Source organism: Xanthomonas maliensis, from assembly GCF_009192945.1.
Classification (GTDB): domain Bacteria; phylum Pseudomonadota; class Gammaproteobacteria; order Xanthomonadales; family Xanthomonadaceae; genus Xanthomonas; species Xanthomonas maliensis.
Genome location: NZ_NSET01000019.1, coordinates 1 through 16,081, shown reverse-complemented (window position 1 = coordinate 16,081; position 16,081 = coordinate 1). Strand labels below are relative to the sequence as shown.

At 63.5% G+C, this 16,081-nt stretch carries 13 protein-coding genes; 6 read left to right on the top strand and 7 right to left on the bottom strand.

Annotated elements, in window-relative coordinates; translation table 11 throughout:
* The first annotated feature begins 37 nt into the window (after nt 1–37).
* Nucleotides 38–1,633 (top strand): phytoene desaturase family protein, encoded by a 1,596-nt coding sequence (locus CKY51_RS04675; protein WP_022973931.1) that lies wholly within the window; start codon nt 38–40, stop codon nt 1,631–1,633.
* Between the two features lie 102 nt (nt 1,634–1,735).
* Here the strand turns inward: CKY51_RS04675 and CKY51_RS04670 are convergent, their stop codons facing one another.
* A complete protein-coding gene (locus CKY51_RS04670; protein ID WP_152248952.1) occupies nt 1,736–4,816 on the bottom strand; it encodes a TonB-dependent receptor in 3,081 nt (1,026 codons plus the stop codon).
* Between the two features lie 298 nt (nt 4,817–5,114).
* A complete protein-coding gene (locus CKY51_RS04665) occupies nt 5,115–8,102 on the bottom strand; it encodes a TonB-dependent receptor plug domain-containing protein (RefSeq protein ID WP_152248951.1) in 2,988 nt (995 codons plus the stop codon).
* Between the two features lie 312 nt (nt 8,103–8,414).
* On the opposite strand from CKY51_RS04665, the gene apbC reads away from it, so the two are divergent.
* Nucleotides 8,415–9,266, top strand: coding sequence for an iron-sulfur cluster carrier protein ApbC (gene apbC / locus CKY51_RS04660; RefSeq protein ID WP_022973927.1), 852 nt, complete (start codon nt 8,415–8,417; stop codon nt 9,264–9,266).
* A gap of 95 nt (nt 9,267–9,361) precedes the next feature.
* A complete protein-coding gene (gene dcd / locus CKY51_RS04650) occupies nt 9,362–9,931 on the top strand; it encodes a dCTP deaminase (RefSeq protein ID WP_152248950.1) in 570 nt (189 codons plus the stop codon).
* A gap of 15 nt (nt 9,932–9,946) precedes the next feature.
* Here dcd and CKY51_RS04645 read toward each other — a convergent pair whose 3' ends face one another.
* The 4 genes from CKY51_RS04645 to CKY51_RS04630 form a co-directional block, all read right to left on the bottom strand.
* Complete coding sequence (locus CKY51_RS04645; RefSeq protein ID WP_022973925.1) at nt 9,947–10,132, bottom strand: LiaF transmembrane domain-containing protein; 186 nt, start codon at nt 10,130–10,132, stop codon at nt 9,947–9,949.
* 177 nt (nt 10,133–10,309) lie between these two features.
* On the bottom strand, nt 10,310–10,477 hold the full coding sequence (locus CKY51_RS04640; RefSeq protein ID WP_022973924.1) for a LiaI-LiaF-like domain-containing protein: 168 nt from the start codon (nt 10,475–10,477) through the stop codon (nt 10,310–10,312).
* A gap of 28 nt (nt 10,478–10,505) precedes the next feature.
* Nucleotides 10,506–10,913 carry an HIT family protein gene (locus CKY51_RS04635; RefSeq protein ID WP_022973923.1) on the bottom strand — a complete coding sequence of 136 codons (408 nt, stop codon included), beginning with the start codon at nt 10,911–10,913 and terminating at the stop codon, nt 10,506–10,508.
* Nucleotides 10,910–11,572 (bottom strand): dienelactone hydrolase family protein, encoded by a 663-nt coding sequence (locus CKY51_RS04630; protein ID WP_022973922.1) that lies wholly within the window; start codon nt 11,570–11,572, stop codon nt 10,910–10,912. Before CKY51_RS04630 ends, CKY51_RS04635 begins: the two co-directional genes overlap by 4 nt.
* A gap of 421 nt (nt 11,573–11,993) precedes the next feature.
* Between CKY51_RS04630 and CKY51_RS04625 the strand changes: the two genes are divergently transcribed.
* From CKY51_RS04625 to rimO, 3 genes are all read left to right on the top strand, one after another.
* On the top strand, nt 11,994–12,611 hold the full coding sequence (locus tag CKY51_RS04625) for a DUF1295 domain-containing protein (RefSeq protein ID WP_152248949.1): 618 nt from the start codon (nt 11,994–11,996) through the stop codon (nt 12,609–12,611).
* Nucleotides 12,612–12,916: 305 nt separating this feature from the next.
* Complete coding sequence (locus tag CKY51_RS04620; RefSeq protein WP_152248948.1) at nt 12,917–13,855, top strand: hypothetical protein; 939 nt, start codon at nt 12,917–12,919, stop codon at nt 13,853–13,855.
* A 163-nt stretch (nt 13,856–14,018) separates the two neighbouring features.
* Nucleotides 14,019–15,395, top strand: coding sequence for a 30S ribosomal protein S12 methylthiotransferase RimO (gene rimO, locus CKY51_RS04615; RefSeq protein WP_022973921.1), 1,377 nt, complete (start codon nt 14,019–14,021; stop codon nt 15,393–15,395).
* A 304-nt stretch (nt 15,396–15,699) separates the two neighbouring features.
* On the opposite strand, the gene CKY51_RS04610 is transcribed toward rimO, so the two are convergent.
* Nucleotides 15,700–16,081, bottom strand: a 382-nt coding sequence (locus CKY51_RS04610; protein WP_152248947.1) for a GreA/GreB family elongation factor, incomplete at its 5' end; no start/stop codon positions are given.

The window sequence follows — 16,081 nt, the reverse complement described above, 5'->3', positions numbered from 1 at the left end:
CATGGCCCACATCGGCGAGCGGTGCTATATAAAGAGTATGTCGACGCGCGCCGAACCTCTGGACGCCTTGATCATCGGCGCCGGTCACAACGGCCTGGTGTGCGCCGCCTATCTGGCGCGAGCGGGCAAACGGGTGCTGGTGCTGGAGGCGCGGCCCGTGGTCGGCGGCGCCGCAGTGACCGAAGAGTTCCACCCAGGGTTTCGCAATTCGGTGGCCGCGTACACAGTGTCCTTGCTGCAGCCCAAGGTCATCGCCGATCTGGCGCTGGAGCGACATGGCTTGCGTGTGGTGCCGAGGCGCATCAACAACTTCCTGCCGCTGCCCGATGGCAACTACCTGCTGGCCGGCGGCGGCCGGACGGTGCAGGAAGTCGGCAAGTTCTCCGCCCGCGATGCGGCAGCATTGCCCGCCTATGAAGCCCGCCTGGAGCAGTTGGCGGATGTCTTGCGCGCACTCGCCCTGCAGGCGCCGCCGGATGTCACCGACGGCGGCTGGCTGCGGGCATTGCCGCAACTGTGGCGAGCCGGCAAGGTCGGCAAGCAGTTGCAGGAGCTGCCGCTGGCGCTGCGACGCGAGTTGCTGGACCTATTCACCATCTCCGCGGCCGAGTACCTGGATCGCTGGTTCGAAAGCGCACCGATCAAGGCCTTGTTCGGCTTCGACGGCATCGTCGGCAACTACGCCAGCCCGTATACGCCGGGAACGGCGTATGTGTTGTTGCACCATGTCTTTGGCCAGAGCAACGGCGTCAAGGGCGCCTGGGGCCACGCCATCGGCGGCATGGGCGCGATCACCCAGGCGATGGCGGCCAGTGCGCGTGCGCATGGCGCGCAGATTCGGACCGGTTGTGCGGTGCAGACCGTGCTGGTCGAACACGGGCGTGCGGTCGGTGTGGTCACCGCCGATGGAGAAACGCTGCGTGCCCGAGCGGTCGTCGCCAACGTCAATCCCAAGCTGCTCTACCAGCGCTTGCTGCGCGCGGACGACGTGCCGGAGGGCACCCGCGAACGCATCGCGCATTATCGCTGCGGCTCCGGCACCTTCCGCATGAATGTGGCGCTGTCGCAGCTGCCCGAATTCACCGCCTTGCTTGGCAGTGGCGATCATCTGACTGCCGGCATCATCCTGGCGCCGAGCCTGGACTACATGGACCGCGCCTGGCAGGACGCACGCAGCCTCGGTTGGTCGCGCGAGCCGGTGGTGGAATTGCTGATCCCCAGCACGCTCGACGATTCGCTGGCACCGCCTGGCCAGCATGTGGCCAGCCTGTTCTGCCAGCACGTGGCGCCGGTGCTGCCGCAGGGCCGGCAGTGGGACGACCATCGCGAAGAGGTCGCCGACCTGATGATCGCCACCGTCGAGCGCTATGCGCCTGGATTCGCTGCCTCGGTCCTTGGCCGGCAAGTGCTATCGCCGTTGGATCTGGAGCGCGTGTTTGGCCTGATTGGAGGCGATATCTTCCACGGCGCCCTGACGCTCAACCAACTGTTCAGCGCCCGCCCGCTGCTCGGCCAGGGCGCGTATCGCGGTGCGCTCCCAGGGTTGTATCTCTGCGGGTCGGGCACCCATCCGGGCGGTGGAGTCACCGGGGCGCCAGGGCACAACGCCGCGCGGGAAATTCTCCGCGGCTGAGCGGCCGCTGCACTCAAAAAAAAAGCCCCGGACGAGCCGGGGCTTGGAGCAAGTGTCTCGATGCACCGGAGACGCCGTAACGTCTCCGGTTGTCTTGCCGCATCAGAAATCGTAAGAGGCGGTCAGACGGACATAGCGTGGCGTGTTGTAGTTGTAAGGCTGCAGACCCACGCGGTAGGTGTTGGAGACGTTGAAAGGCACATCGCCTTCGTAGACGCCGTCGACACGATTGACCGTTCGATCGTTGAGGACGTTGAAGACCTGCACGCCGAAGGCCAGCTTGTGATCGGCGAACGACGGACGGTAGGTCAAACCCAGATCCAGGTTCTTGATCCACGGCGTCCGGCCGGCTTCGCCCGGAGGCGAGGGCTGGAGACCGCAATAGTGGTACGAAGACCCATAGCCGATCGGATCGTAGTCGACCGCTGCCGCATTCGGGCCGCCATAGAAGCCCAGGCAGCTGATCGGCGTGCCCGACATCACGCGCAGGGTGGCCGAGGCCATCCATTCCGGATTGATCTGATAGGCACCGAACGCCTTGATCTGGTGGCGCCGATCATTGGCCAGGCTGCCGCCGGCGTAGTACATCAGCTCAGCCGAGTCCCAGTCCTGCGTCTTGGACACGTCGGCCTGACCGAGGTCGGATTTCACCTGACCTTCGGTATTGCCGTAGCTGTGCGACCAGGTGTAGTCGATGCGGCCGTACCACTTCTCGTCGAAGGGATGCTCCAGGAACAGATCGACCGACACATAGCTGCGCCTGGCCTTATCGGTGAAGCCCCAGTCGGACTGCGACATGGAGACCTGGGTGTAGCCGGATCCATTGACATTGGCCAGGTTGTACGTGTTCGTCTTGCCTGGGTTGAACATCACGCAGCCGGGGATGTCCACTGCATCCGGATTGCCGCCGCTGGCTTCGAGCTTGTCGGCGATACGGCCGGTGTCGCAGACGTCGTCGATGGCCGCCTGCAGCTTGCGGTAGGTGACCTTTGCGCCCGAATTCCAGCTCTCGCCCAGGGTCTTCTCGAAGCCCAGGATGAATTCATCCTGGTATTGCGACTTCAGATCGGTTGGCGCAAAGGAATTCGGATCCGGGGCCTGGCCATATTCGCCATTGCTGGACACCGGGCCTGGGCCGATCGGTCGCAGGCCAGTGGGCTCGCCATTGGCATCGATGCCCGTGTAGGCGAAATACTCGTCGGTATAGGTCGAGGCGGACGCACCACGGATCGCCACTTGGTTAGGCAGCGCGAGGTAATAACGTCCCAGGTTGGCGAAGACCTTCAGCGAAGAATCGCCGAACACGTCCCAGCTGGCGCCCAGACGCGGAGCCCACTGGTCGCCGCTGTCCACATACGGCACGTGGTCGCTGTTGTAATTGGTGAACTTGTCGTTGCGGATACCCAGGGTGAGCAACCAGTGGTCGTTGACCTGCCAACGGTCTTCCAGGTAGTACGCCTTCTGTTCCACCGCCATGCTGGTTGTGGTGGTGAAGATGCGCCGCTGCGCATAGTAGCCATCGGTGCCCGGGCCGGTCGGGCCCACGCCAAGCGTGCCGCGAACAGGCGAGACTTCACTGCCTGCGCTGCCGTAGATCCACTGATACCCCGGGCCGGTGGTCCGCACGCCTTCGTCGTAGGCGTTGAAGTACATATTGTCCACGCCGGCGGTCAGGTCGTGATCGCCCAGCCGGTAGTTCAATTCCAGGCGCAGATTGCGCGTCTTGTTGATCGGATCGTCGGCCTTGGAGCGGTTGGTCGCCTGGCTGTTGGAGATCGGCGTACCGCCGGTGATGGCCGGATTCTGCAGGTTCAGGCCGGCGATGAACGGCAGCGGCGACACCAGCGGGTTGAATTGCTGGTTGTGCTCCGTGCTACGGCCCCAGGTCGCGTTGACCGTCAAGTCGTCGGTGAGATAACCGGTGTACTTGAAGATGTCGTAGCTGTCCTTGATCTTGTACGTATCCGCATACAGGCCGGATGGGCCGCCATCGGTACGCGTTTCGTAGTCGTAATTGCTGTAGGCACCGGCACGACGGTCGGTGTTCTGGATGCGCGTGTATTCCAGAATATTGCTGTCGTTGATATTCCAGTCCACCTTTCCGTAGAACTTCGGTGAGCTGTAGTCGTAGTGATTGCGGCCCTGCCTGGTGGCAGCGGTCGCTGTGTTGGTCACCGCACCGTCGGTCTTGTCGCTCTCGCCGGCAACGAAGATAAACAGCCTGTCTTCGATCAGCGGGCCGCCAGCGTAGGCGCTGTAAACCGTGCGGCTCTGCACGTCGCCCTTGCCGCTCCGGTAGATCGTGCCCGGCAGCGAGTCGTCTTCGTACTGATACCGCGGATCGGCATTGAGCGTGTTGCTCGGATACCAGACGTCACCGACGGCACTGGACAGGTTCTTCGGTTCCCACACGGCCTGTGCGCCGAAGTGCCACTCGTTGGTGCCGCGCTTGCCGACCTGGCTGATCACGCCGCCGGTCGAGCGACCATAGCGGGCGCTGTAGCCGCCGGTGTAGGTTTCCTGCTGATCGATGGCGCCGTACGGCAGGCTCACGCCACCCAGGTTGCTGAGCGGATTGCTGACGTTGAAACCGTTGATGTAGTACGCGTTCTCGGTGACGCCCGAGCCGCCGAACGACACCACCGAGCGCGAGCCGTTGTTGAACGCGCCGCTGCCGGCGACGGCGCCGGGTGCGAGCAGCGCGATCGCTTCTGCGCTGCGCCCCAACGGCAGCGTTGCCAGCTGTTCGGAGGTGATCACCGAACGCGAACTGGTGGAGCTGACGTCGATTTTCGGCACGTTGGCTGCGGTAACGGTGATCGAGCCGAGCGTGGTCGCATCGCCGCCGCTCGCGCCGCCGAACGACACCTCGGTACCCGATCCCACGCGCAGCTGCACGTTGTTGCGGGTATCCACGACTTGGTCGCCGCGGCGCAGGGTCACGGTGTAATTGCCGATCGGCAGCGAGCCGAGGTTGTAACGACCGTTCGCATCGATGGTCGCGGTGCGGCTAAGGCCGGTGTCGCTCTGCACCACGATGGTGCTGCCTGCTTCAGAAGGTGCGCTGCCGTAGATGCTGCCGGTGGTGCTCTGCGCGTGTACCGCGCTGTTGAACAGACATGCGCCGAGGACGACGGCGAGAGCGGAGCGCTTTAGCGCCTGGCGACGAAGCTGATTGCTCATTGCAGACCTTTGCTGAGATGTGTCGGGAGATGGCGGTCATCGCAAAGCAAGATGACCTTAACCCGAACGTAATGAAGTTGTGGGCGTTGTCGCAACCCTTTTGAACATCCTATTAATGAAATTGCCGTAATCCGCATCAAAACTGTAGAAATCAGCACAAATTTTACGGCCGCAAGTGACCCGGCACGCACTATTCAGGAACGTGTAAGCGCTGGTTACCTTCGGTTGGGTTCGTTTGTGTGGCCAAATGAAAAGGCCCCGACACTCCGGGGCCTTGCCTGGGTCAGCCTGATGCCATTCAGAACCGGACCGTCGTACCGAGATAGAAGAAGCGCCCGATGTTGTCGTACAGCGCCGAGGTCAGGTCGCCGCCGAAGTAGTTGCGCGGCGGCTCCTTGTTGAAGGCGTTGTCGATGCCCACGTAGACGTCGATCTTCGATCCCGGGAACTGATAGCCGAACTGGACGTTGTGGTAGGTGTAGGAACCATTGCGGATGGGGCTGGCCGAGCCGGGGTTGCTGTTGTAGCTCTCCGGGGTGACGCGCAGGTTGCCGTCCACGTAGTTCATGTCCCAGGAGACGCGCCAGTCCATCCAGCTGTACTTGGTCTGGAACTGCGCGCGCCAGCGCGGGTCGGTCACGTAGGTCACGTACTCGTCGTATTCCTGCGGGAAATCCTGGAAGACCCATTCGCGCGATTGGATCAGCCGGGTGCCGACCAGGCGCAGCACCGTGTTGCCTTCACCCAGCTGGAAGCGATAGTCCATCTCCAGGTCGACGCCGACCCGCCGTGAGCGCGCCAGGTTCTCGTTGAGCGCCTGCCAGCCGATGATGCTGTGCTCCGGATAGATGCGTCCCTGGTCGTCGGTGAAACCGCCCAACGGTGCGCGCTGCACGAAGCCGCAGAAGCTGTTGTTGATGCCGCCCGGATTGTCCACGCAGCGGGTAGCATTGGTTTCTGCGGTGACCGTGCCAATGGCATCGCGCAGGTCGATGCGCCAGTAATCGATCGACATGCCGAAGCCCTCGAAGAACTCCGGTTGCCACACCAGCCCGTAGGACAGACTACGCGCGCGCTCAGGCTTCAGGTCGGGATTGCCGCCGCTGACGCCAGGACGGGTCGCGGTGTAGGTATCGATCCAGCCGACCGGGATCCCCAGTGCGCTGCAGTTGGCCTGACGCAGCGCCACATCGCCGGCGGTGCCGGGACGATTGGCATTGGTCGACAGGTAATTGCAGGGGTCGGCGATGGTGGCGAAGTTCTCGCTCTGCGAGTCGTACAGCTCGCCGATGCTCGGCGCACGCACGGCTTGCGCCAAGGTACCGCGCAGGCGCAGCGACGGGATGATGGTCCAGTCCAGGCCGATGTTCCAGGTCTTGGTCGAGCCGATGCTGCTGTAGTCGGAGTAACGGCCGGCCAGATCTAGCGCCAAGCGGTCCACACCGGGGAGCCCGGCCAACAGCGGAATGGTGGTCTCGACGAAGGCTTCCCTGACGTTGTAGTCGCCGCCGCTGTTGGGGATGGCATTGAGGAAGGTAGCGCCCGACGCTGCCAGCGGGTCGGTGGTCTCCTCGCTCTGCTCCTTGCGGTACTCCAGGCCGCCTGCGAAGCCGATGTCGCCGGCCGGCAGCGACAGCAGATTGCTGTTGGCCACTGCTGCGGAGAACACGGTCTGCTGCACCTTGGCCTTCGCGCGCGAGGTGGTGTTGAACCACGCCGCCGCCGCCGGGCTGACCGCACCGTAGCCGAACACGCTGAACGGGATGCAGCCTTCGCGCGCCAGTGCCGAGTAAACCCGGTTGGTGTTGGGATTGATGGCGTTCGGGTCCAGCGTGGTGCGGCAGACGATGTTGCCATTGGCGTCGCGCGCTGCGTCGATGCCGGCCTGCCAACGCTCGTTGATGCGGTTGTTGAGATTCAAGCGATCGACGGTAGTCTTGCCGTAGTTGGCCGACACGTCGTAGGTCCAGTTCTCGCTGAGGTTGCCCTCGGCACCGAGCACGGCCCGGTAGGTCTTGCGCTCGATGTTCTCGCCGCGCCGTCCGGCATCGACGTTGAAGCGGTTCATCAGCAGCTGAGTGGCACCACGCGAATCCATCAAGGCACCCAATTCCGGACGCACGTAAGGGTTTTGCCGGCGAATGCGCAGCGAGCTGTCGAACGCCGGCTGGCCGAAGAATTCCGAGTCGGTCTCGCTGTACTTGCCTTCGAAGAACACGCGGTGATTCTCGGTCAGCTCGAAGCTGGCCATGGTGTTGAGACTCTTGCGATCGAAGCCGGGCTGCAGATCGGCCACTGCGTTGAGATCGGCGAAATCGCAGTCCACGCAGGAGGTGTTGCTGACCACCGTGCCGCTGTAGCGATTACGGCGGAAGCTGCCATCCGGGTTGAACAGATAGCGGTTGCCATAGCTGGCTGGATTGCGGAAGTCGAACGTCCCCAGGTTGAAGGTGCCGCCGTAGGACGTGGAATGGTTGCCGCCGGGGCCGCTGAGAACGTTCTGCGGATTGCGCTCGCTCGGTGGCTGGCTTGGGTCGAAGTTCGGATTGGGGACGCTGACCAGATATTCGCGACCGATGGCGCGATTGCCGCGCCCGAAGCGGTCCTGGGTGCTGTATTCGGCGGACACGGCGATATTGCCGCGTCCTTCGGCGAAGTCGGTACCGGCCGAGAAGCTGGCAAAGGAGCGGTTGAAATTGCCTTCGTCGGCGATGCCCGTCTGGCCACGCGTCTCGAAGCCGGTGAAGGACTTCTTGAGGATAAAGTTGACCACGCCGGCCACCGCATCGGCGCCGTAGACCGCCGACGCACCGCCGGTGATCACTTCCACGCGTTCGACCCATTCCACCGGAATGGTGTTGACGTCGACCGCGGTGGAGCCGGGGCTGGAGCCGACATGGCGGCGTCCGTTCACCAGCACCAAGGTGCGATCGGTGCCCATGCCGCGCAGGTCCAGCAAGCCCAGTCCGGCGGTGCCGATGAAGCGCGTGGAGTTGCCCAGGGTGTAGCTCGGCGAGAGCGCCGGCATCCGCACCATCAGGTCGCTGATGGTGGTCGCGCCAGTGGCGCGGATCTCTTCGGACGTGATGGCTGTGACCGGGGAGGGGGTGACGAAGCCGGTACGGGCAATACGCGAGCCGGTCACCGTCACTTTGGCCAGGTCGGTGGTGTCGGATGCGACGCCGTTTTCTTGCGCGGCCAATTGACCAGTCGGGGCGATGAGTGCCACCAGCAGGGCGGTGCTCAAACGGGTAGGGGAAATGCGATGGGAGAGACGGCTGGACATGAGGTAGCGAAATCCTTGCGAATGAAGAAACTCCACCGGACGGGCTCGCTGAGCGGAACCTGAACCGGAAATCCAAAAGTAACAATTGATTCACAATGTGTCCATGCATGTCATTTACGTCGATGCATGACACGAACCATGGGCTCGCCGACGGAGCGGGCCACGGTGCGTGGACCCGTTAAACTGTGCGCCCGTGTACGGCGGGTCTGGCATGTCGTGCCGGGCCGGCCCCCAGTAGTCCAGGTCAGCAATGAAACAAGTCGGTTGGAAATTGATGTTGGTGGCGGCACGTATGGCCGTGAGAGGTAAGGCATGACGGCCGAGCGGCGGATCGCCGCCCACGCCGTGCAAGGGGGCTTGTCGCCGCATTCGCGGATCCGCAATGTCATCGCCGTCGGCTCCGGCAAGGGCGGGGTAGGCAAGTCGACGACCGCCGTCAATCTGGCGCTGGCGCTACGCCAGCAGGGCGCGCGGGTAGGGGTGCTGGATGCCGACATCTACGGCCCCAGCGTTCCGGCGATGCTGGGCCTGAGCGGGCGGCCCGACAGCCCGGACAACAAGTCGATCGAACCGCTGCGCGCGTTCGGCATCGAGGCGATGTCGATCGGGCTGTTGGTCGACCAGGACTCCCCGATGATCTGGCGCGGTCCGATGGCGACCTCGGCGCTGATGCAGTTGTTCAGCGATACCTTGTGGGACGACCTGGATTACCTGCTGATCGATCTGCCGCCAGGCACCGGCGACATCCAGCTGACGCTGTCGCAGAAGATTCCGGTCGCCGGTGCGGTCATTGTCACCACGCCGCAGGACATCGCCACGCTGGACGCGCGCAAGGCCTTGAAGATGTTCGAGAAAGTAGCGGTGCCGGTACTGGGTATCGTGGAGAACATGGCGGTACACACCTGCAGCCAGTGCGGCCATCGCGAGCACCTGTTCGGCGAAGGTGGTGGCGAGCGCATGGCGGTGCACTACGGTGTGCCGCTGCTGGGCGCGCTGCCGTTGGCGATTGCCATCCGTGAGCAGGGCGACGTCGGTCAGCCGATCGTGGTGGCGGCCCCTGAGTCGGCCGCCGCGCAGGCCTATCTGGCGGCTGCAGCGCGGCTGTCGGAGGAGTTGGGCAAGCGCCCACGCGCCAGCATTCCGATCTCCGCGTCGCTGGGATAGCGCCCGCGCGCTGGCAATCCCGTCGCTGGGCTAAAATCTGCCGCCTTGTGCGCGGGCCATCCGGCCCGGCGCCTTCCGTCTTCAAGGAACATCCGATGAGCATCAAGAGCGACCGCTGGATCAAGCGCATGGCCGAGCAGCACGGCATGATCGAGCCGTTCGAGCCTGGCCAGGTCAAGCAGGACGCGGCGGGCCAGCGCATCGTCAGCTTCGGCACCTCGAGCTACGGCTACGATGTGCGGTGCTCGCGCGAGTTCAAGGTGTTCACCAATATCAACTCGACCATCGTCGATCCCAAGCACTTCGACTCGGGCAGCTTCGTGGACATCGAGTCCGATGTCTGCATCATCCCGCCCAACAGCTTCGCGCTGGCGCGGACGGTCGAGTACTTCCGCATCCCGCGCGATACCTTGGTGGTGTGCCTGGGCAAGAGCACCTATGCGCGCTGCGGGATCATCGTCAACGTCACCCCGCTGGAGCCGGAATGGGAGGGGCACGTGACGTTGGAATTCAGCAATACCACGCCGTTGCCGGCACGCATCTACGCCAACGAAGGCGTGGCGCAGATGCTGTTTTTCCAGTCCGACGAGGTTTGCGAGACCTCATACAAGGATCGTGGCGGCAAGTACCAGGGCCAGGTCGGCGTGACCCTGCCGCGGACCTGAGAGGGGCAACGGCAATCAGCAGGCGGTGACGGCTGCCGCGCGCTTGCGCAGCAGCTGGCGGATCCCTGCCGCGACCAGCATGACCGGCCACCAGATCGCGATCAGCCCGCCGAGGTCCATGTGGCTGAGGCCGAGGTTGTTCAGCAGGAACAGGGTGCCCAGCACGATCAGGAACAGCGCGGGAATCAGGCGGTTGTACATGGCGGTGGCCTCGTTGGGTGTGAGGCGATCATGCGCCGTGCGCGGTGCTGGGTCAGGTGCCAGAGGTCAACGATCGCAGGTGACAGTCGTCATCTCCCTCGCGGCCGGCGCTGCAGGCGCGTTCGTTGGCGCCCAGCCGACCGCCCGCCTCGCAGCGGGCGACGGCGGGCGGGTCGCCTACTTGCCGCGCCCGAACAGCATGCCGATGCCGCACGCCACCAGCAGGGCCGGCCACCAGGTGGCGATCAGCCGACCGAGACTGAGATTGGTCCAGCCCAGATTGTTGGCCAGGAACAGCAGGCCGACCAGGATCAGGATCAGCGCGGCGACGACATTGGATTTCATGCGAACGGGCAGATTGAGAGACGGGTGCCTATCGTAGCCGTTGCGCCCAGGCACTGGCACGCTGTTGTAGCGCTTCGGGGGTGAATCGCTGGGCGGGTCCGCTGCCCCAGACCGGTCCAGGCCAGGCCGCATCGCCAGGATGCCGGCCCACCAGGTGGACATGCAGTTGCCGCACGATGTTGCCCAGGGCGCCGACATTGAGCTTGGCGACCTGTGGCTCCTCGCGCAGCGCGTGCGACAGTTGGTTGATCTCGGCCAGCAGCAAGCGCTGCTGGCCGCCATCCAGATCGATCCATTCGCTGGCATCGGCCACGCGTGGTACCAGCAGCAGCCACGGGAACCGGGTGTCGTCCATCAAGCGCACCTGCGAGAGCGGGCCGTCGACCACCAGCAGGCTGTCGGCGGCCAGCCGCGGATCGAGCTGGAATTGGCTCATCCCACGTGGCTCTGGAAGAAGCCCAGTGTGCGTTCCAATGCCAGCTCGGCGCTGGCCGCGTGGTAGTGCGTGGGGTCGATGCTGCGGTTGAAGGCATGTCCGGTCGGATAGACGAAGGTCTCCATCTGCGGCAGCTTGTCGCGATGGGCCTGGATCGCCTCCGGCGGAATGCTGCTGTCCTGCTCGCCGAAGTGGAACATCACCGGCGCCTGCGGTGTCTGGTCGAGCAATTGCACGTTGCGCCCGCCGTAATAGCTGACCGACGGCAGGCCCAGGCGGATGGCCGACAGCAATGCGACCGAGCCACCCCAGCAATAGCCCACCGTGCCGACCTTGCCGGCCCGCGTCAGCAAGGTTGCAGCGGCTTGCACGACTTCCACCGCGCGATCCAGGCCAACCGCATTGGCGAGCGCCAGTCCGCGCTTGAGGCTGTCCTGGTCGTAGGGCAGCTGCACGTCTTTTTCTTCCAGATCGAAGAAGGCCGGCGCCAGCACCTCGTAGCCGCGCGCGGCGAAGTCATCGGCGACGTCGCGAATGTGCGCGTTGACGCCGAAGATTTCCTGGATCACCACCAGGCCGCCGCGTGGGCTGGAAGCCGGTGTGGCGTGCCAGGCGGCAACCTGTCCGCCGGGGGTGTCGAGCGTGGTCCAGTGACCCATGGCAACTCCTGATGCGTTGAGAGAGGTCCCTATTATCGATCGAGTCGAGGGCGCGATAGGTGAGGATCTCGCTAAAACGATCCGGTGATTGCACCCATTCGGCCGAGTACAGGCGGCAACGGTGATCGCTGTTGCGCACGCTGCCGGGTTCACCGTTCTTTAACTGGAGTGGAGCAGAGACCGTCATGATGCGCCCTGCAAAGGACGGCCAAGGTCAGTCGAGGGAGGCTGCGTTCGCGGCACAGCAGCACCTTGGCTCGGTCGTCGACCCGGACGACGTGAGAAGCACGGTCGCGTTATGCGCAAACATCGGCGTTATGTGCATGGGAATTGGGCGCGATCATGGATGCGTCGAATCCGATTCCGCTAGCATGGGGTGCGTGGAGCACCGGCAGTTTGACTCAGGAGGAAATGTAACGCTATGAGAGCAATTGATTTCATCAACGCGCATAAGGTTTTGGTCATTCCGCTCGTGCTGGGGTTCATGTGGTACTACGACAATTGGAGCATGGAGGCGTTTATTTATCTGAGCCTGCACGGGACCTACTCATTGCTTTGGTTGTTGAAAGGGGTGACCTTCCCGGATCGGCGTTTTCAGGCGCGTTTGCCGGGAAAAATCGGGTTTTTCTTCATCTTCCTGCCGCTCGCAGGCTACTACGTTGCGCCCTATCTGCTGATCAGCAGGCATGCGCAGCTGCATCCCTGGGTCGTCGGGTTGACGCTCTCGGTGTTCACGCTGGGAATCTTTCTTCATTATGTCGGGGATGCCCAGAAGTACTACACGTTAAGATTGAAGCCCGGATTGATCGAGGACGGCGTGTTCAGTCGCACCCGGAATCCCAATTATCTCGGCGAGATCCTGATCTATGCGTCGTTTGCGGCGGCTTCCGGTCATTGGATTCCCTGGCTGATCTTTGCGACCTGGATGTTCGTCTTCTTCTTCAAGAGCATGCTGCGCAAAGACGCGTCGCTGTCCCGCTATCCAGGCTTTGCCGCCTATCGCAAGCGCACTGGCTTGTTGCTTCCCAAGCTGTTCTGACAGCTGGCTTTGCGAGCGCGCTCGTCCCTATGAATCGGTAGCGTGCCTGAAGAGCGTGCGAGACTGCGAGGTCCGCGCCGGTGCCCAGGTCCCTTGCAGCGTCGGCGTCGTCAGCCTTGGTTGCACAGTGAGATCTCGTATGCATGCTCGCTGGTGGTTGCCGGATGCGTCACGTCTGCCGACGTTTAAACCATATGCGTGCGCCGCGCATCCATCTCCGATGGCGAGCCTTGCATGCGGATCGCGCGCGGAGGGTGCGAGCGCTGTCCGTTGGTCATGACAAACATTCAGAAAAGTGGGCCCTTATGAGCAGATCCAAGTTGTGTGCGTTGCTGCTGGTGATGGCAGCAACACCGGCGCTGGGCCGGGCAGCCGATGCCTTGGTCCGGCCAAAAGAAGAGGTCGTTTCCTTCAGACTGGAGGAAAATGCCGGCCGTCGTCCACGGGTGCATGCAGGCTTCAACGGGAAGCCGTTGGAGATGGAAATCCATGCCAATGCGGGCCTTTACATGCAGCTTCAGCATGCCTTTGCCAAGCAGGTGGGAGTCAAGATCCTTCGCCACGCCGGTGCGTTCGGCATCGAGTCGCCTGGTCAGGTGAGCAAGCTTGGTCGGGACGAAGGCGAGATTGCGGATTTCAATGTGGGATCCACCCACCTGCCGCATCGGCCTGTGTCGGTCTTCGAGACCCCCGGTGAGAAGGTCGGCATGCTTGGGCTGGATTGGATACGGGATAACGGCATCGTCATGGACTATGTCAAACACCAGGTGGTTCTGAATCCCTCGCATGAGACCCGCCAGTCCCTCTCCAAGCGCATGAGCAAGAGTGGCTACGTCGCGATTCCCATGACCGAAAACGCCAAGGGACGGTTTGTCGTGCCGGTCACGATCAACGATGTGACCAGAGCAATGACCGTGGGTACGGTGGCTGGCCTGATATTGGATTCAGACTTTGCGTCCGCCGCGCATGTCGAAGGCAAGGCAGGGGTGAGCTATGGCGGCCCTGGAGGCGCGACCGGCCTGGAGTACATCACCGACAAGCCGATTTATATGATGATCGACACGTGGCAATCGGGACCCGTTATCGGGATACACATCCACGATGAGTACGAGTACATGGGCTGGCCCCGCCCTGCATCCGGTCCCACCGGCGGTACCTTGGGCGCGGACTTCATGATCGCAAATGGCGCGGTGATCGATTTCGGTGCAAAGACCCTCTATCTGAAGAAGACGATCAAGCACTAAAAGACGATCAAGCACTCGTGGGCCATGAGAGCGGCCTGGCTGCTGCGTCGGCCGCGCCTGCGATCAGAACGGGGGCTGTCCGGTTAAGCCACGGCCGCATCCCGGCCAGCCCGCGAGGCAACGTGGGCTATAATCTGCGGTTTCTCACCCGGTACCCCCGGTAATGTCCCAGGCCGCTCCCAAAGTCGGCTTCGTCAGCCTTGGCTGCCCGAAGGCGCTTGTCGATTCCGAACGCATCCTCACCCAGCTACGCGTGGAGGGCTATAGCATCGTCCCCAGCTACGACGCGGCCGACGTGGTGGTGGTCAATACCTGCGGCTTCATCGACTCGGCGGTGACCGAGTCGCTGGACGCGATCGGCGAGGCGATGAACGCCAACGGCAAGGTCATCGTCACTGGCTGCCTGGGCAAGCGCCCGGAGCAGATCCGTGAAAGCTATCCGGACGTGCTGGCGGTGTCGGGCCCGCAGGACTACCAGAGCGTCATGGAAGCGGTACACGCCGCCTTGCCGCCGCGCCACGATCCCTTCGTCGATCTGGTGCCGGACTACGGCGTCAAGTTGACGCCGCGCCACTACGCGTATCTGAAGATCTCCGAAGGCTGCAATCATCGCTGCAGTTTCTGCATCATCCCCTCGATGCGCGGCGATCTGGCCTCGCGTCCGGTCGATGAGGTGCTGCGCGAGGCCGAGCGGCTGGTGCGCGGCGGGGTCAAGGAATTGCTGGTGGTGTCGCAGGACACCTCGGCCTATGGCGTGGATCTGAAATACGCCGAGCGCAGCTGGCGTGACCGCAGCTACCAGACCCGGATGAAGGCGCTCTGCGAAGGGCTGTCGGAACTGGGTGTATGGACGCGGCTGCATTACGTCTACCCGTATCCGCACGTGGACGACGTGGTGCCGTTGATGGCGGAGGGCAAGTTACTGCCGTATCTGGATATCCCGTTCCAGCACGCCAGCCCGCGCATCCTCAAGCTGATGAAGCGGCCCGGCGCGGTCGACAAGACGCTGGAGCGCGTGCAGCGCTGGCGGGCGTTGTGCCCGGAGATCACCGTGCGGTCCACCTTCATTGTCGGCTTTCCCGGCGAGACCGATGCCGAGTTCGAAGCGCTGCTCGAGTTCCTCGATCAGGCGCAGCTGGATCGCGTTGGCGCCTTTGCCTATTCGCCGGTCGAAGGTGCCAGCGCCAACGCCTTGCCGGACCCGGTGCCCGAGCCGCTGAAGCAGGAGCGGCTGGCACGCTTCATGGCCAAGCAGGCCGAGATCTCCGCGCGGCGGCTGGAAGCGAAGATCGGCACCGTGCAGCAGTGCCTGGTGGACCTGGTCGAAGACGATATCGCGGTGGCGCGCTCGCGTGCCGATGCGCCGGAAATCGACGGGCTGGTGCACATCCAGAATGGCGGCGCCTGCAAATTGCAGCCGGGCGATCTGGTCGAGGTCGAGATCACCGACAGCGATGAGCACGATCTGTTCGGCGATGCGCTGCGCTCGCCCAGCGAGCCAGCTGGCCGCGGCCGGCCGCTCAATCTGCAGATGGTCTAGTCTTCGGAAGTCGTCGTCGTGGGTTTGCGCCTGCGACGATGCGTTGGGGTGGGTCCTTCGCTGCGGTTCATGGCCGCGTGCGGTGGACGACCCAGCATGCTTCGTTCCGAAACGATCGGTACAAGAGGCGAGCAGGGCGCCACCATCGCGGGCATGCACCGGAAGTGGCGTGCTTGGTTCGCCACCATCGCGGCTGCGATCTATCCGCACTCGCCGCTTCGATCGGAGCAGGCGAAGGTCCGTGGATTGCGGGAAGGGGGGCGGGCAAGCCGTCTCCTGCTCGGGCGTAACCGACGATCGGCAATCAGCCTGTCTCGTACGCCACCGAGACCACCACGAAGGTATGTCGGCCGCCGGGCAGTTGCGCCTCGAACTCGTCGTCCACACGTTTTTTCAGCAGTGCACGCGCCAGCGGCGAGTCGATGCTGATCCAGCCGAGCGCGGCGTCGGTTTCATCCGGACCAACGATGCGGTAGCGCAGCAGTTCGCCGCTGTCGGCATCTTCCAGTTCCACCTGCGCGCCGAAGAACACCGCGTGCGGATCGGTGGGCGCGGTATCGACCACCCGTAATGCCTCCAGCCGCTTGCTGAGATAGCGCACGCGGCGGTCGATTTCGCCGAGTTGCTTCTTGCGATAGGTGTATTCGGCGTTTTCCGAGCGGTCGCCCTCGGCCGCGGCCGCGGCC